19 protein-coding genes are annotated in these 21,129 nt (G+C 70.6%); 2 read left to right on the forward strand and 17 right to left on the reverse strand.

The annotated features are described in order from the left end of the window. Nucleotide 1 precedes the first annotated feature (1 nt). The 16 genes from BKA10_RS08860 to BKA10_RS08935 form a co-directional block, all read right to left on the reverse strand. Nucleotides 2–1,426 (reverse strand): aminopeptidase P family protein, encoded by a 1,425-nt coding sequence (locus BKA10_RS08860; RefSeq protein ID WP_183499561.1) that lies wholly within the window; start codon nucleotides 1,424–1,426, stop codon nucleotides 2–4. Further along, a complete protein-coding gene (locus BKA10_RS08865; protein ID WP_183499562.1) occupies nucleotides 1,423–2,697 on the reverse strand; it encodes an alpha/beta fold hydrolase in 1,275 nt (424 codons plus the stop codon). The genes BKA10_RS08860 and BKA10_RS08865 overlap by 4 nt, the downstream gene beginning before the upstream one ends. Further along, the gene (locus tag BKA10_RS08870; protein WP_183499563.1) at nucleotides 2,694–3,560 is read right to left on the reverse strand and encodes an ATP-binding cassette domain-containing protein; all 867 of its coding nucleotides are present in this window, start codon (nucleotides 3,558–3,560) and stop codon (nucleotides 2,694–2,696) included. The genes BKA10_RS08865 and BKA10_RS08870 overlap by 4 nt, the downstream gene beginning before the upstream one ends. After that, complete coding sequence (locus BKA10_RS08875; RefSeq protein WP_183499564.1) at nucleotides 3,557–4,429, reverse strand: ABC transporter ATP-binding protein; 873 nt, start codon at nucleotides 4,427–4,429, stop codon at nucleotides 3,557–3,559. The genes BKA10_RS08870 and BKA10_RS08875 overlap by 4 nt, the downstream gene beginning before the upstream one ends. Next, nucleotides 4,426–5,421 carry an ABC transporter permease gene (locus tag BKA10_RS08880; protein ID WP_183499565.1) on the reverse strand — a complete coding sequence of 332 codons (996 nt, stop codon included), beginning with the start codon at nucleotides 5,419–5,421 and terminating at the stop codon, nucleotides 4,426–4,428. Before BKA10_RS08880 ends, BKA10_RS08875 begins: the two co-directional genes overlap by 4 nt. Next, nucleotides 5,421–6,380, reverse strand: coding sequence for an ABC transporter permease (locus tag BKA10_RS08885; protein WP_183499566.1), 960 nt, complete (start codon nucleotides 6,378–6,380; stop codon nucleotides 5,421–5,423). The genes BKA10_RS08880 and BKA10_RS08885 overlap by 1 nt, the downstream gene beginning before the upstream one ends. A 5-nt stretch (nucleotides 6,381–6,385) precedes the next feature. Next, entirely contained in the window at nucleotides 6,386–8,074 is a 1,689-nt protein-coding gene (locus BKA10_RS08890; protein WP_183499567.1) for an ABC transporter substrate-binding protein, read from the reverse strand. Nucleotides 8,075–8,363: 289 nt separating this feature from the next. Continuing rightward, entirely contained in the window at nucleotides 8,364–9,863 is a 1,500-nt protein-coding gene (locus tag BKA10_RS08895; RefSeq protein WP_183499568.1) for an aldehyde dehydrogenase family protein, read from the reverse strand. 10 nt (nucleotides 9,864–9,873) lie between these two features. Continuing rightward, on the reverse strand, nucleotides 9,874–10,875 hold the full coding sequence (locus tag BKA10_RS08900) for a proline racemase family protein (protein ID WP_183499569.1): 1,002 nt from the start codon (nucleotides 10,873–10,875) through the stop codon (nucleotides 9,874–9,876). A 50-nt stretch (nucleotides 10,876–10,925) separates the two neighbouring features. Continuing rightward, entirely contained in the window at nucleotides 10,926–11,840 is a 915-nt protein-coding gene (locus tag BKA10_RS08905) for a dihydrodipicolinate synthase family protein (RefSeq protein ID WP_183499570.1), read from the reverse strand. After that, nucleotides 11,837–13,264, reverse strand: coding sequence for an FAD/NAD(P)-dependent oxidoreductase (locus tag BKA10_RS08910; protein WP_183499571.1), 1,428 nt, complete (start codon nucleotides 13,262–13,264; stop codon nucleotides 11,837–11,839). The genes BKA10_RS08905 and BKA10_RS08910 overlap by 4 nt, the downstream gene beginning before the upstream one ends. After that, on the reverse strand, nucleotides 13,261–13,596 hold the full coding sequence (locus tag BKA10_RS08915; RefSeq protein WP_183499572.1) for a (2Fe-2S)-binding protein: 336 nt from the start codon (nucleotides 13,594–13,596) through the stop codon (nucleotides 13,261–13,263). Before BKA10_RS08915 ends, BKA10_RS08910 begins: the two co-directional genes overlap by 4 nt. Beyond that, a complete protein-coding gene (locus tag BKA10_RS08920; protein ID WP_183499573.1) occupies nucleotides 13,593–14,798 on the reverse strand; it encodes an NAD(P)/FAD-dependent oxidoreductase in 1,206 nt (401 codons plus the stop codon). Before BKA10_RS08920 ends, BKA10_RS08915 begins: the two co-directional genes overlap by 4 nt. A gap of 160 nt (nucleotides 14,799–14,958) precedes the next feature. Then, on the reverse strand, nucleotides 14,959–15,651 hold the full coding sequence (locus tag BKA10_RS08925) for an FCD domain-containing protein (protein WP_183499574.1): 693 nt from the start codon (nucleotides 15,649–15,651) through the stop codon (nucleotides 14,959–14,961). A 257-nt stretch (nucleotides 15,652–15,908) separates the two neighbouring features. Then, on the reverse strand, nucleotides 15,909–17,495 hold the full coding sequence (gene guaA / locus BKA10_RS08930; protein WP_183499575.1) for a glutamine-hydrolyzing GMP synthase: 1,587 nt from the start codon (nucleotides 17,493–17,495) through the stop codon (nucleotides 15,909–15,911). Further along, entirely contained in the window at nucleotides 17,492–18,031 is a 540-nt protein-coding gene (locus tag BKA10_RS08935; protein ID WP_183499576.1) for a DUF3817 domain-containing protein, read from the reverse strand. Before BKA10_RS08935 ends, guaA begins: the two co-directional genes overlap by 4 nt. A 169-nt stretch (nucleotides 18,032–18,200) precedes the next feature. On the opposite strand from BKA10_RS08935, the gene BKA10_RS08940 reads away from it, so the two are divergent. After that, nucleotides 18,201–18,728 carry an RNA polymerase sigma factor gene (locus BKA10_RS08940; protein WP_308221549.1) on the forward strand — a complete coding sequence of 176 codons (528 nt, stop codon included), beginning with the start codon at nucleotides 18,201–18,203 and terminating at the stop codon, nucleotides 18,726–18,728. A 418-nt stretch (nucleotides 18,729–19,146) separates the two neighbouring features. After that, nucleotides 19,147–20,187, forward strand: a complete 1,041-nt coding sequence (locus BKA10_RS08945; protein WP_183499577.1) for a hypothetical protein — start codon at nucleotides 19,147–19,149, stop codon at nucleotides 20,185–20,187. A gap of 4 nt (nucleotides 20,188–20,191) precedes the next feature. On the opposite strand, the gene BKA10_RS08950 is transcribed toward BKA10_RS08945, so the two are convergent. Beyond that, nucleotides 20,192–21,025 (reverse strand): SURF1 family cytochrome oxidase biogenesis protein, encoded by an 834-nt coding sequence (locus tag BKA10_RS08950; RefSeq protein WP_183501129.1) that lies wholly within the window; start codon nucleotides 21,023–21,025, stop codon nucleotides 20,192–20,194. Between the last annotated feature and the right edge of the window lie 104 nt (nucleotides 21,026–21,129).

The following is a 21,129-nucleotide window of genomic DNA, read 5'->3' on the forward strand; positions in this document are numbered from 1 at the left end:
GTCAGCGCCCGGCGAGCAGTCGGGCGGCCCAGGCCTCGATGCCGGCCGCGTCGATCGGCAGGGCCGCCGACAGCACTTCGGCTCCGTCGGCCGTGACGAGCAGGTCGTCTTCGAGGCGCACCCCGATGCCCCGCAGCTCGCGCGGCACGGTCAGGTCGTTCGCGTGGAAGTACAGGCCCGGCTCGACGGTCATGACGACGCCCGGCTCGAGGTCGGCGCCCATGTAGTCCTCGTACTCGGCGTGGCTGCAGTCGTGCACGTCGAGGCCGAGGTGGTGGCCGATGCCGCACGCGAGGTAGCGGCGGTGCTGCTGCCCGTCGGGCGAGAGCGCCTCGTCGACCGAGACCGGAAGCAGATCCCAGTCGTGGAGCCCCTGCGCGATGACCTCCATCGCGGCGAAGTGGAAGTCGAGGTACGGCGTGCCGGGGCGCACGTGGGCCATGCCGGCCCGGTGCGCGCGCTCGACGAGGTCGTGCACGGCGCGCTGTTCGGCGCTGAACGTGCCCGACGCCGGCACCGTGCGGGTGACGTCGGCGGTGTAGAGCGAGTGGGTCTCGACGCCCATGTCCAGCAGGAGCGCCGCGTCGGGGAGCACCGGCCCGTCGCACCGCACCCAGTGCAGCACGGGCGCGTGCGGGCCGGAGCCGACGATCGTCGAATACCCGGGACCGTTGCCGTGCGTGCGCGCGTGCCGGTCGAACGTGCCCTGCAGCCACCGCTCGCCCAGGCCCTCGCCGATCGCGGTCGGCACCTCGCGCATGACGGCGGCGAAGCCGGTCACCGTGGCGTCGATCGCGGCGCGCAGCTGCCCGATCTCCCAGTCGTCCTTGACCATGCGCAGCTGCGACAGCGCGCGATCGAGCTCTGCCGATCTCGTGAGGTCGAGGGACGCCAGAAGCGTCTCGTCGACGGATGCCGCGGCCTGGCCGCCGGCGATCGCGAGACCGTCCAGGGCCTCCAGCGCACGCACCTCGATGCCGAGGGCGTCGGACCACTCCGCGACGCCGGGTGACGCGCCGACCCACAGCTCGCCGTGCAGCGCGTTGCTGAAGAATCCGTCATCGCCGGGCCGGAACGGCGCGGGGATGTACAGCGTGGCATCGTGGCCGCCGCCCGCGGGCGTCATCACGAGCGTGCTGCCTTCGATCTGGCATCCGCTCGCCCAGACGAAACCGCTGTTCGCGCGGAACAGGTATGAGGCGTCGTCGTTGCGGACCGGCGCGATGCCGGCCGAGAGCACGAGCGTCTGGCCGGGGAACCGGTCACTGAGCCGGCGCCGGTGGTCGGCTGCGGCGGCCGCGGTGCCGGGCACGAGGCTCGGCAGCACCGGCTCGTCGCCCCAGCCCTGGGCGATGAACGACGTGAACGCGGGGATCTGCGCGAGGCGCGGGTAGCGGGTGCCGGCGTACGGCGGGCGGGCGGTCATCGCTCTCCTCCTCGGTCGCGGACCAGTTCGCGCAGCCGCTCGAACACCCGCGCGGTGCCGATGCCGTCGTGCTCGAACTCGTTGGTCACCCAGTGCTGGGCATTGCCGAGGCCGCGGAGCGTCTGCAGCTGCAGGTCCGCGTCGACGTACATGTCATCGAAGTAGACGGCGGCCGCGACCGGCACCTCATTGGCTGCGAGCCGGTCGACGTCGTAGAGGGTGCTCCAGGTGGGCCGCTCGGCCAGTGCCTGCACGGCGGGGGCGAAGCCGCGCAGCAGCCGGACCTCGTCGAACATCCACGGGAAGGCCATCTCGCCGGTGAACAGCAGCGGCCGCCGGTCGCCGTCGAACTCGGGGCGCCGGTCGCGCTCGCGCTGGGCCGCCCAGGCGATGGGTCCGTTGCCCCCGTCGCCGTAGATGGATTCCTGCAGCGTCCAGAACAGCGGGTTGGCCGCCGAGGAGGTGCGGGCCAGGGCCCCGGCGAGGAAGCCCTCGGACAGCCGGCCGGGACGGATGAAGGCGTCTTCGATGAGCCAGTGCATGCGCTCGAAACCGGGCTTCATGCCGAAGTCGATGCCCAGCGACTGGAACCGGTGCACGGTCAGCCGGTCGCCGTCGGGCAGCCGCACGTCTTCGGCGGCGAGGTGATCGGCGATGCGGGCGACGGCATCGATGTCGCCCGGGTGACGACGGTAGTACTCCGCGGTCTTGTCTGCCACGCGTGAGAAGGTGCGGCGGTAGACCTCGTTCGCGTCGGCGGGGATGCCCGGGATGCCGCCGCACACATAGCTCGCCGACAGGGCCTCGGGTGCGTGCGACAGGTACGCGAGGGTGATCCAGCCGCCGAAGCTCTGCGCGATCGTCGCCCAGCGGCGCCCCTCGTACACGGTGGTGCGGACGTGCTCGAGGTCGCGGACGATCGAGTCGGCGCGGAAGCAGGCGAGGTAGTCCGCGCCGTCGTCGCCGCGCTCGGCGACGATCTGGGCGTCGATCGGCGTGCTCCGTCCGGTGCCGCGCTGGTCGACCAGCACGATGCGGTAGTTCTTCAGCGCCTCGTCGATCCAGCCCGAACGGTCGACCGGCCGGGGGTTCGCGCCGCCGGGCCCGCCCTGCAGGTACGTGAGCAGCGGCAGGTCGTCGGTGCGGCGGTCGGGGTCGACGAGCTCGCGGACGAAGACCTCGATCTGCTCGCCGCCGGGGGCGTTCCAGTCCAGCGGCACGGTCACGGTCTGCTCGCGGACATGGATGCCGGGCAGGTGGTACTCGGTCACTTCTCTCCTCCTTCGGCCGCGCGCTCGGCGGCGATGAGCTCGGCGCGCGCCTGCTCCCACTCCGGGTTGATCTGCGGGACGGCGGAGAGCAGCTGCTTCGTGTACTGGTCCTGCGGGGCGTCGAAGACGGCATCCCGCTCCCCGTGCTCGACGATCTTGCCCTTGCTCATCACGGCGACCGTGTCGGCGATCTGCCGGACGACGGCGAGGTCGTGGGCGATGAACACGTACGAGAGCCCGAGCTCTGCCTGCAGATCGCGCAGCAGGTTGATGACGCGAGCCTGCACCGACACGTCCAGCGCCGACACCGCCTCGTCGCACACAACGAGCTTGGGCCGCACCGCCAGCGCCCGCGCGATGCCGATGCGCTGGGCCTGACCACCCGAGAACTGACCCGGGTAGCGCTGCTGGTGGTCGGGGTTCAGTCCCACCCGCTCCATCAGGTCGCCGACGAAGGCCTTCCGCCCGCCGGGGATCTTCTTGCCCTGGTACTCCAGGGGGGCGGCGATGACCCGCTGCACGGTGTGGCGCGGGTTGAGCGAGGAGAACGGGTCCTGGAAGACGACCTGCACGTCGGAGCGGAACTTCGTCAGCGCAGCGCCCGTCGAATGGGTGACGTCGGCGCCGTCGAACTCGACGGTGCCGCTGGTGGCATCCAGGAGCTTGGCGGCTATGCGTGCGGTCGTCGACTTGCCGCTGCCCGATTCGCCGACGATCGCGGTCGTCTTGCCGGGGAACACGTCGAAGCTGACGTCGTCGACGGCGCGGAACACGGTCTTGCCCGCGAACACGGCGCCCCGGCCGCGGCCGACGAACTCCTTCGTCACGTTCTGGACGCGCATGAGCGGCTCGGTGGCGGTCATTCGCCGATCTCCTTCATCGTCCCGACGGTGTCGTCGATGCGGGGCACCGCGTCGAGCAGGGTGCGGGTGTACGGCTGGGTCGTGCGGGCGAACACGTCTTCGGCGGTGCCCTGCTCGACCTGGAGCCCGTCGCGCATCACGAGCACGCGGTCGGCGATCTCGCTGACGACGGCGAGGTCGTGGGTGATGAAGACCATGCCCATGCCCGTGTCGGCCTGCAGATCCTCGAGCAGCTCGAGGATCTGGGCCTGCACGGTCACGTCCAGCGCCGTGGTCGGCTCGTCCGCGATCAGCAGGTCGGGCTCGAGGCAGACCGCCATCGCGATCATGATGCGCTGCCGCATGCCACCCGAGAACTGGTGCGGGTAGTAGTCGATGCGATGCTCGGCGTCGGCGATCTGCACCCGGTCGAGCGCGTCGATCGCGACCTTGCGCGCCGCCTTGCGGCTGCCGCCGCGGTGGGCGCGGTAGGCCTCTTCGATCTGCAGCCCCACGGTGTAGTACGGGTTGAGCGACGACAGCGGATCCTGGAAGATCATGCCGATCCGCTCGCCCCGCACCCGCCGCAGCTGGACGTCGGAGCGTGCGGTCAGCTCGTGTCCGTTGAGCTTGATGCTGCCGGTCGTGCGGCCGCCGGTCGGCAGCAGCCCCATGATCGCGAGCGAGGTCATGGACTTGCCCGAGCCGGACTCGCCCACGATCCCGAGGGTCTCGCCGGCCTCGAGGCTGAATGTCGCATCCTTCACCACATCCACGTCGCCGCGCGAGGTCGGGAAGGTGACCGTGAGGTTCTCAACCTCGAGCAGGCGGGCACCGGGGAGCTTGATGCCGACGGTCTTCAGGGACGTCGTGTGCCGGGGAACGCTCATGACGACTTCACCCTCACTCTCGGGTCGAGCACCGTGTACAGCACGTCGACGATGATGTTGGCGATCACCACGAGCGCGGCCGCCAGCAGCGTCACCGCCATGATGACCGGCTGATCGTTCTTCTGGATCGAGTCGGCGGTGAGCTTGCCGATGCCGTTGAGGCCGAACACGGTCTCGGTGATCAGCGCGCCGCCCAGCAGGCCCGCGAAGTCCATGCCGAACAGCGTGACGACGGGGGTCAGCGACGGCCGCAGCGCATGCCGCTGGATGACCGTCGAGGAGTGCAGGCCCTTGGCCCGCGCGGTGCGCATGAAGTTCTGGCCGAGGGTGTCGATCACGTTCGTGCGGACGATGCGCGAGTACATGGCGGCGTACCCGAACGCGAGCACCGTCCACGGCATGATGTACGTCTGGAACCACCGCAGCGGGTCTTCGGCGAACGTCACGTCGGCCGGGAACGGCAGCCAGCGCAGCTGGACGACGAGCACGTACTGCAGCAGCAGGGCGACGAAGTAGTTGGGCAGGCTGATGCCGGCCAGCGCCGCGATCATGACGCCGCGGTCCCAGAAGGTGCCCTGCTTCATCGCGGCGAGGAGGCCCCCCGCGACGCCGAACAGCAGCCACAGGATCGCGGCGCCGACGGCGAGCGTCAGCGACACCGGGAAGCGCGACACGATCATCTCGGTGACCTGCTGGTTGGTCTGGAAGCTGAAGCCCAGGCACGGCACGGCGCACTCGACGGCGTTGGGGCCGGTGCCGAACGTGCGGCCGCCGAAGATGCCGGTGATGAACTGCCAGTACTGCGTCCAGAACGGCTGGTCGAGACCGAGGGTCGCGTGGATCTGCTCGATCCGCTCGGGGCTGCAGGTCTTGCCGCAGATCTGGTAGGCGGGATCGGGCGAGAGCATGAAGAAGATCGCGTACGTGAAGACGCTGATCAGGAACAGGACGAGGACGGATGCCGCGAGGCGACGGACGATGTACCAGAGCATCAGGCGGCGTCTCCCGCGTCGAGCGTCTTGCGCAGCCGGTCGCCGATGACGGTGAACGACAGCACGGTGAGGAACAGGAAGGTGCCGGGCACGATGAAGAACATCGGGTCGACCGAGTACCACGGCACGGCTTGCGCGATCATCTGGCCCCACGACGGGGTGGGCGGGGTGACGCCCACGCCCAGGAAGGACAGGCCCGCCTCCGTGCCGATGTAGCTCGGGACGGCAAGGGTGGCCAGCACGATGATCGTGCCACGGAGGTTGGGCAGCACCTCACGCATCGCGATGCGCAGCGGCTTGGCGCCGGAGGCGCGGGCGGCCTCGACGAACTCCGAGTTGCGCAGGCTCATGGTCTGCCCGCGGACGACGCGCGCGGTGTACGGCCAGCCGAAGATGCTGAGCACGATCACCAGCAGCGCCGGGCGGTTGCCGGCGGGAAGGGCCGAGAGGATCGCGATCATGAAGATGAGGGTGGGAAACGCCATGAGGAAGTCCATGACGCGCGAGACGATCTGGTCGACGACGCCGCCGAAGAATCCGGCCAGCATGCCGAAGACGACGCCGAGGGTGGTGGTGATGACGGTGGCCGATGCCGCGATCATCAGCGACACGCGTGCGCCGTAGGCGATGCGCGCGAAGATGTCGCGTCCGCTGCCGGGCTCCACGCCGAGCCAATGCTCGCTGCTGATGCCGCCGCCCGGACCCACGGGCAGGCCGCCCAGGTCGGGATCGATCGAGTCCGGGTCGAACTCGTAGGGACCCCAGCCGGTGATCTGCACGATCAGCGGGGCGAAGATCGCCAGCAGGGTGACGAAGATGATGAAAAGCGCGCTCAGAACCACTGCGGGGGAAGACCGCAGCTCTCGCCATACTCGCCGGCCCGGGGCCGGGGCGCCGTCTGGTGACAGCGCCCCGGCACTTTCGGACTCGACGGCCAGTTCACTCGGGACCGTCGACATCGTCTTTACTTGCTCGGGTCGACCAGGCCCACCGACACGAAGTCGATGCCGCCCGAGAAGCCGGCGTGCGAATAGGCGCCGGCGATGTTGCTGCCGGTGACCGAGAGGACCTTCTCGTACAGGAGTGGGATGCCGGGGGCCTTGCTGACGATGGTCTGATCCAGCGCGCTCCACGCGGCGTTCGCCTCGTCGATGTCGGCCATGGCACGGATCTCGGTCATGCGCTCGTTGACCTCGGGGTCATCGAACTGCGCGATGTTGGAGTTGCCGGTCGGGAAGATCTGCGAGCCCTCGAACAGCGGGGGCAGGAAGGTCTCACCGTTGGCCCAGTCGGGGCACCAGCCGGCCAGCGCCGCGTCGGTCTGCTGCGACGTGTTGCCGATGGTCTCCCAGTAGCTGGCGGTGTCGATGACGTTCAGGTTCACCGTGATGCCGGCCTTGGACAGCGACTGCTGCAGCGATTCGGCCTGCGCCTGGGTCTTGGGCGTGGTGCGCATGTCGAGTGAGAACGAGAAGCCGTCGGGCAGACCCGCCTCGGCGAGCAGCTCCTTCGCCTTCTCGGGGTCGCCGGCGTCGTCGGCCGTCTCGAAGTCGTTGAAGTCCTCGCGGCCGGCCATCTGCGGCGGCAGCATGGTGTGGGCGATATCGGCCAGCAGCGTGCCGCCGGTGCCGGTCTGGGCCGACTTCTTGTCGACAGCCCAGGCCACGGCCTGGCGCACGAGCTCCTGGTCGAACGGCGCCTTGGTGGTGTTCAGGCCGAGATAGGTCGTGCAGCCCTGGATGCCGTCGATCGTGCGCGCCTGGATCTCAGGGGTCTGAATGCGCGAGATCGCGGCCGGCTGGACCGAGCCGCCGATCGCGTTCGCGTCCTTGCCCTGGTCGGCGATGAGCCGCTCGTCGATCGTGGCCGGGTCCAGTCCGAACGTGTACTCGAACGAGTCGGGCAGCGCGGCGCGGATGTCGTCGGTGTCGGCACTCCAGTGCTCGTTGCGCTCGAGAACCAGCGACGATCCGGGCGTGTACTCGGTCACCTTGTAGGGGCCCGAGGAGATCGGCTGCTGATCGATGCTGGTCGTCGTGACATCGCCCTCGGCGGGGAACGGCACGAAGACATTCTGCGCCACCGCGCTGGCGAAGTCGGCGAACGGCCGGCTCAGGTGGAAGACGATGGTCTTCTCGTCGGGCGTCTCGATCGACGAGAGCTGACCCGAGCGGTAGATGCCCTCGTAGCCGTCGGTGTCGGCCAGCAGCAGGCGGGCGTACGGCGAGCCCACGGCGATGTCGGGGTCGAACGAGCGCTCGACGCCGAACCGCACGTCGGCGCTGGTGATCGGGGTGCCGTCTTCGAAGAAGATGTCGTCCTTCAGCGTGAAGGTCCACACCGTGGCGTCCTCGTTCGGCGTACCGAGGTCGGTCGCGAGGTCCGGCACGATCTCGGTGCCTTCGGCGCCCTCACCGGTCGACTGGCTCGTCAGGGTGCGGTAGATGAGCCGGTAGAAGTTGTTGACACCGCCGTCGAAGCCCTGCGCGGGGTCGAGGTGGGAGTAGTCCGAGTTCTGGAGGACGTAGATCGTGCCGCCGTTGCCGCCCTCGGCGCCGGGAGCGTCGTCGTCGGTGCCGGGGGTGCTGGACGAACAGCTCGACAGTGCGAGCACTCCGACGAGCGCGATGCCGAGAAGGTACTTCTTTCTCATGGGATGCGTTCCGTTTCTCTGTGCCTGAGACCACGGTGGCGGACCACAGTGGCTGTGTCTCAGTGGGGTGGGTTGCCGTCATCGCGGGGGCGCGTCCTGGGGCGCGCCATCGCGATCAGGTCGTATGTACGATCAGGCCTTTCTGCACGTACCGTGTGACATACCACCATACGGGGAAGTCATCGGAATGTGTACCGTGTGACATATTATTCTTCCCGGCCAGCGAGAATCCAAGGGGAAACCAGGTCGCTACCGATTCGTTACGCGGCCGCAACACGACGCGCACCGGTCAGTTCGCGGCGTGCGAGCCCCAGTTCAGCGACTCTCCTGCGCGGGCGCGAGCCTGGGGCACACCCCACGGATTGTCGTCGCGCAGCGGTGCCGGAAGAAGCACGGCGGGGGCGTCCTGGTAGGACACCGGCCGCAGGAACCGACCGATGGCCGCGGTGCCGACCGAGGTGGACGCGTCGTTGGTCGTGGCCGGCCACGGGCCACCGTGCTGCATCGCGGGGGTGACGGCCACGCCGGTGGGCCAGCCGCCGAACAGCACGCGTCCGGCGTGCCGGGTGGCCGCCTGCACGAGGCCGCGGATCCGCTCATCATCCTCGCGCTCCCCCACGTGCAGGGTCACGGTGAGATTGCCCTCGAAGAGCGTGTCGAGCGCGCCGACGAGGTCGTCGCCGGGTCCGTACTCGACGAGCACGGCAAGCGGGCCGAAGCTCTCGTCGAGCACGGCCGCACCGGCGGCGGCCACATCGGCCAGGGAGGCGGCGTAGACCGACGGGCGGGCCCAGCCGTGGCCGTCTTCGGCGATGCGGATCTCACCGTCGGCGATCGAGCGGATGCCGGGCGCCGAGGCCACGGCATCCCTTCTGTCCTTGTAGGAGTCGGCGATGCGCGGGTTGAGCAGACGGTGTTCGGCGATCTGCGCGGCCTCGGCGGCGATGCGGTCGTCGAGGCCGTGTCCGGCCGGGACGAACACGAAGCCGGGCTTGGTGCACAGCTGGCCGGCCGATCCCGACACGCTCGCCACGAACCCGGTGGCGATGGCGTCGCCGCGTTCGCGCACGGCCGCCTCGGTCACCACGACCGGGTTCACCGAGCCGAGCTCGCCGAAGAACGGGATGGGGGCGGGCCGGGAGGCGGCGATGTCGGCGAGCAGCCGGCCCGCGTGGATCGAACCGGTGAACGACCCGGCTGCGATGCGCGGATCCCGCAGCAGGGCGACACCGGCTTCCTGCCCCGTCACGATCTGGAAGACGCCGTCGGGCATGCCGGCGCCGGCGAGCGCCTCGGCCACCACGGCCGCAGTGCGCTGCGACAGCTCGGGATGCCCCGAGTGCGCCTTGACGATGACCGGGCATCCGGCGGCGAGCGCGGCCGCGGTGTCGCCGCCGGCGACCGAGAACGCGAATGGGAAGTTGCTGGCCGCGAAGTTGAGCACCGGGCCGAGTGCGACGAGGTAGCGGCGCAGGTCGGGGCGCACACCCAGCGCGAAGTCGGGGTCGGCCTCGTCGATGCGGACGTCGAGGTATTCGCCGTCGACGATGGTGTCGGCGAACAGGCGCAGCTGCACGGCGGTGCGCTTCAGCTCGCCGCGCAGGCGGGCCTCGGTCAGGCCGGTCTCGGCCGCGGCAACACCGACGAGCTCGTCGGCGTGGGCCTCGAGTGCGTCGGCGACCGCGACGAGCGCCCGGGCGCGGTCGTGCGGGGCGGTGGCGGCGAACGGCTCGGCGGCGTCGGCTGCGGCCTGGGCTGTGGCGTCGAGTGCGGGGGGCAGGGTGGTCACAGGGGGCTCCTCAGAACTGGAATCCGGTCGGCATCGGGTCGGCGGGGTCGAGCAGGTACTGCCCCATCCCCGTCACCCAGGCGCGGCCGGTGATGGTCGGGATGACGGCGGGCCGGCCGTCGACCTCGGTCTCGGCGATGAGGCGGCCGATGAACCGGGTCCCGATGAACGATTCGTTGATGAAGTCGGTGTCGAGCGCCAGTTCGCCCCGCGCCCACAGCTCGGCCATGCGCGCCGAGGTGCCGGTGCCGCACGGCGACCGGTCGAACCAGCCGGGGTGGATCGCCATCGCGTGTCGTGAGTGCGCGGCGGTCGAGCCGGGCGCGATGAACTCGACGTGGTGGCAGTGGTCGAGTCCCTCGATGAGGGGATGCCGGGGCGGTGCCTGCTCGTTGATGGCGGCCATGATCGCAAGGCCGGCCTGGATGATGTCGTCCTTACGGTCGCGGTCGAACGGCAGGTCGACGTCGTCGAGGTTCACCATGGCGTAGAAGTTGCCACCGAACGCCATCGAGTACGGCACGGTGCCCAGGCCCGGCACCTCGATGGTGACATCGAGGGCGTCGACGTAGCTCGGGACGTTCTCGATGGTGACCGCGTCGGCGTGGCCGTCGGAGACGGCGACCTTCGCGATGACGAGGCCGGCGGGGGTGTCGAGCCGGATCGTGGTGACCGGCTCGACGACCTCCACCATGCCGGTCTCGACGAGGACCGTCGCCACGCCGATGGTGCCGTGCCCGCACATGGGCAGGCAGCCCGACACCTCGATGTAGACCACGCCCCAATCGCAGTCGGGCCGGGTCGGGGGCTGGAGGATCGCACCGCTCATGGCGGCATGACCGCGCGGCTCGTTCATCAGGAACAGCCGGATCTCGTCGAGATGCGCCATGAAGTGCAGCCGCTTGTCGTTCATGGTGGCGCCGGGGATGACCCCGACGCCCCCCGTGACGACGCGCGTGGGCATGCCCTCGGTGTGCGAATCGACCGCGGTGATGACTCGTGACGACCTCATGTCTCCAATTCTCCCCCGCCCGGCCTCACGACCGACCGGCGCTCAGTCGCTCAGCGCGATGCGATGTAGTCGAGTGCACGCAGCGTGTCGCGGCGCACTCCGGCCTCGTACTCGGCCGACAGCGGGCCGCGCGGCGGGCGGCTCGGCCCGCCGTAGCTCTGGCCGGCGATGTCGATCGAGAGCTTGATCGCCTGCACGAACTGCGTCTTGGTGTCCCAGCGGAACACGGCCACCAGCTGACGGTACAGCTCGCGCGCCTCGGCGATCTTGCCGGCGGTGACGAGGTCGTAGATCTCGACGGCCTCCTTGGGGAAGGCGTTCGGGTAGCCGGCGAACCAGCCCACCGCTCCGTCGACGAGCGACTCGAACAGCAGGTCGTCCGACCCGGCGATGACGTCGATGTCGCACAGCTCCTGGATCTCGAGCACGCGGCGCACGTCGCACGAGAACTCCTTGATCGCCACGACGTTCTCGAGCTCGAACAGCTCGGCGACCAGGTCGGGCGTGAGGTCGACCTTGGTGTCGATCGGGTTGTTGTAGAGCATGATCGGCAGGCCGACCTCGCTGAGCTTCGTGTAGTGCTCGATGACGTCGGCACGGCTGGCGCGGTACATCGTCGGGGGCAGCGCGAGCAGTCCGTCGGCGCCGTCCTCCTTGGCGTACTGCGCCCACTGCACGGCCTGGTGCCAGCCCGGGGCGTGGATGCCGGCGACGACGATGCCCCGGCCGTCGACGGCCTCGACGGCGACCTGCACGACCTTGCGGCGCTCGTCGTCGGTGAGGGCCGAGTACTCGCCGAGCGAGCCGTTCGGGCCGACGCCGCGGCATCCATTGCTCATCAGGAAGTCGACATGCTGCGCGAAGCGGTCATAGTCGACGGCGAGGCCGGCGGGGGCGCTCGGGTCATCCTTGAAGGCCAGGGTCGTGGCGACGACGACGCCGCCCAGGTCGAAGTTCTTACTCATTGCGGTGATCCTCTTTCGGTGTCGGGGGTGGGTGTCGCCTCGGCCAGTTCGGCCAGGCGCACGGGGGTGACGATGGGACGGTGGTCGGCGCGGCCGCCGTCGGCGTCGGCGCCGATCAGCTGCTCGACGGTGCGGCCGCACATGCGGCCCTGGCAGATGCCGAGACCGGCACGGGTGGTGAGCTTGACCGACCGCAGCGAGGCCTGCTCGGTCGCCGCGGCGACGTGGCGCAGTCGTCCGGCGGTGACGCCCTCGCAGCGGCAGACGACGGTGGCGTCGTCGAGCCACTTCTGCCAGCCCGGGCGGATGCCGTGTGCGGCTTCGAGTCGCTGCGCGAAGTGCGTGGTGGTGCGTCGGCGGCGGGTGAGGGATGCCGGGATGTCGAACGGCTCGGCCACGGTCGCGGCGGCGGCCGCGAGCCCGGCGATCTCGCCTTCGACCAGCGCCGCATCGGCGCCGCCGACGCCGGTGACCTCGCCCGCGGCGAAGACCCCGGTGACCGACGTCTGCTGCCCGTCGTCGACGACGACGAAGCGCTCGGGGGTGAGTGCGCAGCCGGCGGCGATGGCCAGCTCGACGCGCGGGAGGAACCCATGCCCCACGCAGACGGCGTCGGCCTCGATGGTGCGCTCGGTGCCGGGGATGGGTGACCAGCCCGCATCGAGCTTCGCGACGGTGACCGACTCGACCCTGCCGTTGCCGTGGGCCGCGATGACGCCCTCGCCGAGCCGGTAGGCAATGCGGTGGCGGAGGTGGCCGCCGACGTAGCCGGCCAGTTCGGTCGCCTTGTGCGCGGCGCCGAGCAGCCGCCACGGGCGGGGCAGCCAGCCGCGGGTGAGGGCGGGGATGCGGGCCGCTTCGTGCACGCTCGTGACCTGCGCGCCGACCTGGGTCAGCGAGGCGGCGACGGGCAGCAGGAACGGTCCTGCGCCCGAGACGACGACCCGGCGGCCGACCGCGACGCGCTCGCCCTTGGCGAGGGCCTGCGCGGCGCCGGCGGTGAAGACGCCGGGCAGGGTCCAGCCGGGGAACGGCAGCGTGCGGTCGTGGGCGCCGATCGCGAGGATGATCGCGTCTGCGCGCAGCTCGTGGGCGATGCGCGCCTGGCCGTCGACCGGGCCTTCGAACGCGTGCACGCGCAGGGCGCCGTCGGGGTCGCGGTCGATCGCCCAGACCTGGGTCTCGGCCAGGATCCGGATGCCGGGGTCGCTCGCGAGCGCATCGCGCAGCGCCGTGAAGGTCGACCAGCCGTGGTGCAGGCGGTGCTCGTGCGCGCCGCTGCGGGCGGCGGGCAGGTGCCGCCAGTACTGGCCGCCGAGAGCGTCGGCGGAGTCGACGAGGGTGACGGCGACTCCGCGCGAGCGGGCCGCCTTCGCCGCGGCGAGTCCGGCGGGGCCGGCGCCGAGGATCAGGACGCCGGTCATGCGCGGGCCTCCTCGTGCGTGTCCGGCAGGCGGTCGTGCTGGGTGCAGACCTCGTCACCCTCGCGCACGCGGCGCAGGCACGCCCGCACGTCGCGGGTCTCGCCCACGGTGACGATGCAGTCGAAGCAGACGCCGATCCCGCAGAACACCCCGCGCGGCTCTGCGCCGACCGCGGTCGTGCGCCAGGAGGTGCGGCCGGTCGAGAGGATCGCACCGGCGATCGTCTGACCCTCGATGGCCGTCGCGGGCTCGCCGTCGAGAGTGAACCCGATCGTGTGGCCGCGCCGCGGGGCGGCCGGGTCGTCGGCGTGATCGCGGAGGTACGCGGTCATGCGGCCTCCTCGCCGAGGACGGCCGCGCGGTCGACGCGGAAGGGCGTGGCATCCACCGGCGTGGGGTGGCCGTCGATCAGCGCCGTGATGATGTCGGCGGTCGACACGGACAGGCCGATGCCGGCGCCCTCGTGACCTGTGGCGTGCCAGAGTCCGGGCATGCGCGGGTCGGGGCCGATCACCGGCAGGTGGTCGGGGACGTAGGGGCGAAAGCCGCCGTAGGTGCGCATGATCGATGCGTTCGCGAGGAAAGGGAAGACGCGCATCGCCTTGCCGGCGAGCTCGCGCAGCACCTCGACGCGGAGGTGGTCGTCGAACCCGACCTGCTCGCGGCTCGAGCCGATCAAGACCGTGCCGCCCTGGGTCGACTCGATCACACTCGAGGTCTGCAGCGCGGCGTCAGCGGACTGCGTGGCACCGAAGTAGTCGCCGTCGTACACCTTGTGGAACACGCGGTGCGGCATGCGGGTGGTCACCAGCACCATGCCGCGGCGCGGGCGGACGTCGATGCGGGCACCCAGTGCGGTCGACAGCCCGGCGGCCCAGGGGCCGGCGGCGTTGACGATGACGTCGCCGTGGAGATCGCCGTGGTCGGTGTGGATTCCGGTGAGTGTGCCGGCGCGGACGATGCCGCCGGTCACGGTGGTGCGCATGCGCATGACGGCGCCGGCGGAACGTGCCGAGCGGAGCATCGCCTCGGCGGCGATGACCGGCTGCACCTGCGCGTCTTCGGGGTAGTGGATGGCGGCGGTGATCGCGGGGTTCAGCGCGGGCTCGAGGTCGAGCGCCTCGGCGGTCGAGATCTCGCGGGCGACGACCCCGGCATCCCGCTGCGACGCGGCGAACGTTTTCAGGGGGTCGGCGCCGGCGGCCGTCGTGGCGACCACGACGCCACCCTTGGCCTCGAATTCGATGCCGGGGAAGTCCGGTCCGCTCTCGTCGCGCAGCTCGGCGCTGAGGGTGGCCCAGCGGCGGCGGGCGTGCTGTGCGAGGACGAGCTCGGGCCCGGGCCCCTTGTCCGAGACGAGCAGGTTGCCCTCGCCGTGCGAGCTCGTGCCCGAGACCGCGTCGGCGCGATCGACGATCGCGACCGTGCGACCGGTCTGCGCGAGCGCGCGGGCGCAGGCCGCACCGACGATGCCCGCGCCCACGACGATGACGTCGTAGCCGCGTGTGCGGTCGTCGGTGGCCTGCGAACTCATGTCAGTAATATGTCACATACTGCTGACGGAGGCAAGCGGATCGACGGTGCGGTGTTCCGCACGTGACGAGGTGGCTGTTGCGGACTCGCGTGGCAGCGAGCACGACTGCGGTCTCGCTCGGCTGCGCAGGCCCCGGCCTCGCTCGGCAGCGAGGGCCCGATCAGGACGCGGCGACCGGGTCGGCGGAGTCCTCGGGGTGGCCCGACCAGACGCCGAGAACATGGCTGATGTGGTGGCTCATGACGCGCCGGGCTCCCGCCGCATCGCCGGTCGACAGCGCCCGCAGCAAGTCGAGATGCTCGGCAGCCGAGTCGGTGAGGCGCCCCGACTCCAGGAGCGCGGTGAGCCCGATGAGGCGGGTGCGAGAGCGCAGGTCGCTCACCATCTGCACGAGCAGGGGATTGCCGAGCATCGCGGTCAGTCCCAAGTGGAAGGCGACATCGGCCTCCAGGTACGTACGCAGGTCACCGCCCTCGGCGCCGGCGATGATGTCGTTGGCCGAGGCCGTCAGCTCCTCGAGCCTGTCCTGTGGGAACTGCGTCGCCAGCCGCTCCATCGCCGGCGGCTCGAGCAGCTGGCGCACCTCGACGATGTGCGCGAGCTCCTCGTCACTGACTTCGGTCACCCGGAAGCCCTTGTTCTTGACCGCCTCGACGAAGCCCCGGCGCTCGAGTTCGAGCATCGCCTCGCGCACCGGCGTCGCCGACACGTCGAACTGCGCGGCCAGCGTCGGCACCGAGACCAGGGTGCCCGGCGCGAGCTCGCCCGACACCACGAGTGCGGAGAGGGCGCGTTCGACCGACTCGCGGATGCTCAGCCGCGCTTCCACGGGCTGCACGTCAAGCTGGACCACTGCGACTTCCCCTCGCTGGGCAATGTACTGTGCCACACATTACACACTGCCGAGGCGGGGCGCGTTCTGACCCAGAGTTTCCTGACTCGCAGTTCTGCGCAGCCGTCCCGGGCCGCCGGTCACGAAGTGCGCAGTATCGGACGAACTTCGCAGGCGAACGGCGGATCTGATGCGAACTTAGCGCGATCCTGCGCACATGGGTCGCCGACCACACCCCGGACGCACGAATGCCGGGGCGCGCGGGCCCCGGCATCCATTCACTCCCACTCGATGGTCCCCGGGGGCTTGCTCGTCACGTCGAGTACGACCCGGTTGACGTCGCGGACCTCGTTGGTGATGCGGTTGGAGATCTTCGACAGCACGTCGTACGGCACACGCGTCCAGTCGGCGGTCATCGCGTCCTCGCTCGAGACGGGACGCAGCACGATCGGGTGACCGTAGGTGCGACCGTCGCCCTGCACGCCGACCGAGCGGACATCGGCCAGCAGCACGACCGGGCACTGCCAGATCTCGTTGTCCAGGCCGGCCTTCGTCAGTTCCGCGCGGGCGATGGCGTCGGCGTCACGCAGAATCTCGAGGCGGTCAGCGGTGACCTCACCCACGATGCGGATGCCGAGGCCCGGCCCCGGAAACGGCTGACGGCCGACGATCGCCTCAGGCAGGCCCAGTTCACGGCCGATCGCGCGGACCTCGTCCTTGAACAGGGTGCGGAGGGGCTCGATGAGCTCGAACTGCAGATCTTCGGGCAGGCCGCCGACGTTGTGGTGACTCTTGATGTTCGCAGTCCCGGTGCCGCCGCCGGATTCGACGACGTCGGGGTAGAGCGTGCCCTGCACGAGGAACCGGATCGGCTCGCCCTCGGCGGCCGCCTCGGCGACGAGCTCGGCCTGCACCTTCTCGAACGCGCGGATGAACTCGCGCCCGATGATCTTGCGCTTCTGCTCGGGGTCGCTGACGCCGGCGAGCGCGTTCAGGAACGTCTCGCGCGCGTCCACGGTGATCAGCCGCACGCCGGTCGAGGCGACGTAGTCCTGCTCGACCTGCTCGCGCTCGCCCTTGCGCAACAGGCCGTGGTCGACGAACACCGCGACGAGCTGGTCGCCGACGGCCTTGTGCACGAGCGCGGTCGAGACGGCCGAGTCGACGCCGCCGGACAGGGCCGACAGCACGTGGGCGCTGCCGACCTGGGCGCGGATCTTCTCGACCTGCTCGGCGATGACGTTGCCGCTGTTCCAGTCGGGGGCGAGGCCTGCGGCCTTGTGCAGGAAGTTCTCCAGCACGGTCTGACCGTGGTCGGAGTGCTTCACCTCGGGGTGCCATTGCACGCCGTAGAAGCGGCGGGCATCGTTGCCGAACGCGGCCACCGCGGTGGCGGCGGTGCGGGCGAGCACCTCGAATCCGGGCGGCGCGACGGCGACCTGGTCACCGTGGCTCATCCAGACGTTCTGCTCTACGGGCTGGCCGCCCAGCAGCACACTGTCGGTGATGATCGTGGCATCCGTCGCCCCATACTCACGGAGGCCCGTCTGCGCGACTTCGCCGCCGAGCTGCCGGGCCATCACCTGGAATCCGTAGCAGATGCCGAGGGTCGGGATGCCGAGGTCGAGCACACCGGTGTCCAGCGACGGTGCGCCGTCTTCGTACACGGACGACGGGCCACCCGAGAGGATGATGCCGACCGGGTTTCGCGCCGCGACCTCTTCGGCCGTGGCGGTGTGCGGGATGATCTCGCTGTACACGCCGGCCTCGCGGACGCGGCGGGCGATGAGCTGGGCGTACTGCGCACCGAAGTCGACGACCAGGACGGGCCGCTGCTCGGTGTCGGTGGGTGCAGAAGTGGTCACCGCGTGTGCTCCGTCGGGGTTGCAGGGGTCGGGGTCTCGGCATCGGCGGGCGGCTCGGCCGCCTCACGCCCGGTCAGGTAGGTCTTCACTTCGCGCGCGACGCGGATCTCCATGATGAACGACAGGAACGGCACCACACCGCCCAGCGCCAGCATGATGAAGCGGCCGAAGTGCCAGCGCATGAGGCTCCACACGCGGAAGCACGCGAACAGGTACACGACGTAGAACCAGCCGTGGATCACCAGGATCGCCAGCGAGATGTTGACGCCGTCGCCGGTCGGGATCAGCTCGCAGCTGTCGAGGTTGGGGATGAACAGCGAGAACCACTGGCAGTCGGCGCCCACGATGACGGGGGCGAACCAGAGGAATCCGCCGCTGCCTCCCGCGAAGAGCTCGAGGTGGATCGGCGTGTACTTGAGGATCATCTCGGCCAGCAGCAGAAGCAGCCCGATACCGGTGATGACAGCGGCGATCTGGTAGAACTTCAGCGCCGAGCGGATCGCCGGAAAGCTGGCGAGTTTGGGCTGGGCGGGCATGGGTTCCATTCTAGCCGTCGGGCCGGGTGGCCTCCGCCGTGCGTGGGGCGCCGAGCGACGGGCGAACCACGGCCCTGCAAGAATCGTTGCGTCGCCGACACATACACCGTGAGGCGCAGCTGCGCGGAACGGAATGCCATGAGCGACGACCACGGCTGGTACACCGTGGATGTCGCATGCCATCTCGACGCGATCTACCGCTACTTCGTGCGTCGAGCCCCCCCGTCAGGACGCCGACGATCTGACGGCGGAGGTCTTCACGACGGCGTGGCGACGGCGCGACGACCTGCCTCGCGGTGCCGAGCTGCCCTGGCTGTACAAGACGGCCGGCTTCGTCCTGGCCAATCACCGTCGACGTGCTGCGACGCTGCCACTGCACGCGCTGCCGCCGCTGACGACACCGGACCATGCCGAGCAGGCGGCGCGCAGCGACGAGCTGGCCCGCGCGCTGGGACGGCTGAGCGCGCGCGATCGTGAGGTCCTGATGCTGCACGCGTGGGACGGACTCGACGGCAACGAGCTCGCCACGGTGCTGGGCGTGTCGCGGTCCGGAGCCCAGGCGGCGCTGTCTCGCGCGCGGGCGCGGCTGCGCGTCGTCTGGGCCGCCGCGGACGCGCCCCGCACCGAAATGGACGCGCCCCGCACCGAGCGCGCGGCCGGCGATGACACGCCCCTGCAAGATGCGGGCGAGGCCTGACACAGATCGGGTATACGCCACTTCTGGACGGAGCACCCCATGGACAAGAACGACGACCCGCGTGCGAGCGGTTCCATCGCCGCGATGCGCGATCTCGATCCCGCGGCGGGGGCCGCACCGTCATCGACCCTCCGCGCGCGCGTCGCCGCAGTGACCGATCCGGTCGCGCTGCCGGCCGGACGGCGCACACGCTGGCTGGCGCCGGTCGCGGCCGCTGCCGCCCTCGTGGTCGGCGTGGGCGGGGGCTATCTCGTCGGCTCGGGCGCCCTGACCGCCCCTGTTGAGGCGATTGCCGCCGCGCCGCTGCCCGTCGCAACCGGCACCACGACGAACCCCGCGCCCCCCCATCAGCCTCGCCGCGGGCGGCGGCGCCACGGACGGCGTCGGCGGCGCGAGCGCCGACGGCGCCCAGGGCGAAATGAGCACGCAGTCCCAGTCGGCAACGACCGATTCCACCGTTTCGCCCTGGCACTACTCGAACGGCCGCCGTTTCCATCTGCCGGCATTCGACGAGACGACCTCGACGGCCACGGTATACGCGCTCGACGGGCGGGCGCAGTATTCTGCGGCCGATGCGGAGCGCATCGCACGGACGCTCGGCCTCGACGCCGCAGCACACCAGGAGAAGCCCGAATACGGCTGGACCGTCGGCGATCCGGAGAAGAGCGGCCCGGTGCTGTGGATGTCTCCCAGCGGCGCGGGTGACGTCTCCTTCAACACCGGCGTGGCCGACCCCTCTTCGGCGTGCTGGACGCAGATCGCACCCGATTACGGCGTCGACACGGAGAAGGGGGCGGACTTCGACGAGGCGACGTGGCGGGCCTTCGACGCCGACGTGCAGGCCTGCGTCGCCGCCACGCCCATGCCGACCGATCAGCAGGCCCGCGACGCGCTGAGCCTCTTCCTCACCGCGACCGGCGTCGACGAATCGCAGACCCAGGTCACGGTCACCTCTGAGGACACGGGCCGGACGATGACGGCGACCGCCGCACGCGTCGTGGCCGGAAACGTCACCGTCGTCACCTCGACCGTGCACGTGTCGGCGAAGGGTCTGCTGTACGGATACGGGGGCACCGCGACCGTCGTCTCGCTCGGCGACTACGGCATCGTGAGTCCGGCCGAGGCGGCGCGGCGTCTGAACGACCCGGTCTTCACCCCGGCCTACGCGGCGTCGACGGCCTCGGAGATCGATTACGACGAGCTGAACGACCCGGTCACGCAGCCGCCGGCCGTCCCCGCGGCGGGGACACGCGTGCCGTGGGGCATCACGGAGTTCGAGATCGCCTCGGCGCGACTGGGGCTCGCGCAGATGACGAGCGTCGAGGACGAGCGCTTCCTCGCTCCCGCCTACGAGTTCACCGACACCGAGGGCAACGTGTGGAGCGTGCTGGCCATCGCCGAGGCCGAGATCGACCCCATCGGCGGCGGTGCCAACTGGTGGAACGGGTGGCTGTACTGAGCCTTCAGGTTCCGGGTGCCCCGGTGTCAGGGGCCTCCTCGAGCGCCTCCAGCTCCTTCTCCCACGCATCCTTGGCCAGCCGGTACCACATGTAGAACGCGAAGCCGGCGAAGATCGCCCACTCGACGGCGTAGAAGATGTTCAGCCAGTTGACGGTCGAGCTCTCGGCCGGGGCGAAGGAGTCGATCGGCGCGACGTCGGCCGGCAGCGGGAGGCCGACCGTGCCGGGGTCGGCCACGAGGTAGGGGCGGTACACGTCGAGGTCGTCCGTGTCGGTCCACTGGCCGAGCAGCGCGGCAGAGGACATCCTCGTCATCTCGGTGATCGGGGCGCCGGGCGGGGGCAGGGCAGGCCCCTCGTCGGAGATGAGTCGTCCGGTCAGCTCGGCGGGGGCCCCGACATCGGATGTGTTGACGAATGCCGCGAACTCCCCAGCCGCGGCGTCGGCCGCTTCCCGGGTCGGCGCCCACGCGATCGCGACAGCGAGCGAGACCGGCGGCGTGGCCTCGCCGAAGCCGGCCGCGGCGGCCGCGTCCCACAGCCGCAGCTGCCCGGTGACCCAGAAGCCCTCGACGCCGTCATTGAAGCGGGATGACACGACGAGGAAGTCCGGCGCGAGCCACCAGCCGCTGGTCGACACCTTCTGCCCGACGAGTGGTTCGGGGAGGTACTCGCCCGGGGCGACGACGTCGGAGAGCGGCTCGACCTGCTCGGTGGCGCCGGGCGGCGGCGGGTCGGTGTCGATGGCGTTGCCGAGCTGCCACTGACCGAGCCACGCGAACACGGCCGCCACCAGCAGGGCGACCGCCAGCATGCCGATCCACCAGGGGCGCAGCATGACCTCGCGCAGGGTCGGCGGGAACACCTCGGTCTCGGCGGTCTGCTCGCGAGCGGGGACCGCGGCGGGCTCGTGCGCCCGCTCGCGCTCGGTCTCGGGTGCGG

The sequence above is a fragment of the Microbacterium invictum genome (assembly GCF_014197265.1).
Taxonomy (GTDB): Bacteria; Actinomycetota; Actinomycetes; order Actinomycetales; family Microbacteriaceae; genus Microbacterium; species Microbacterium invictum.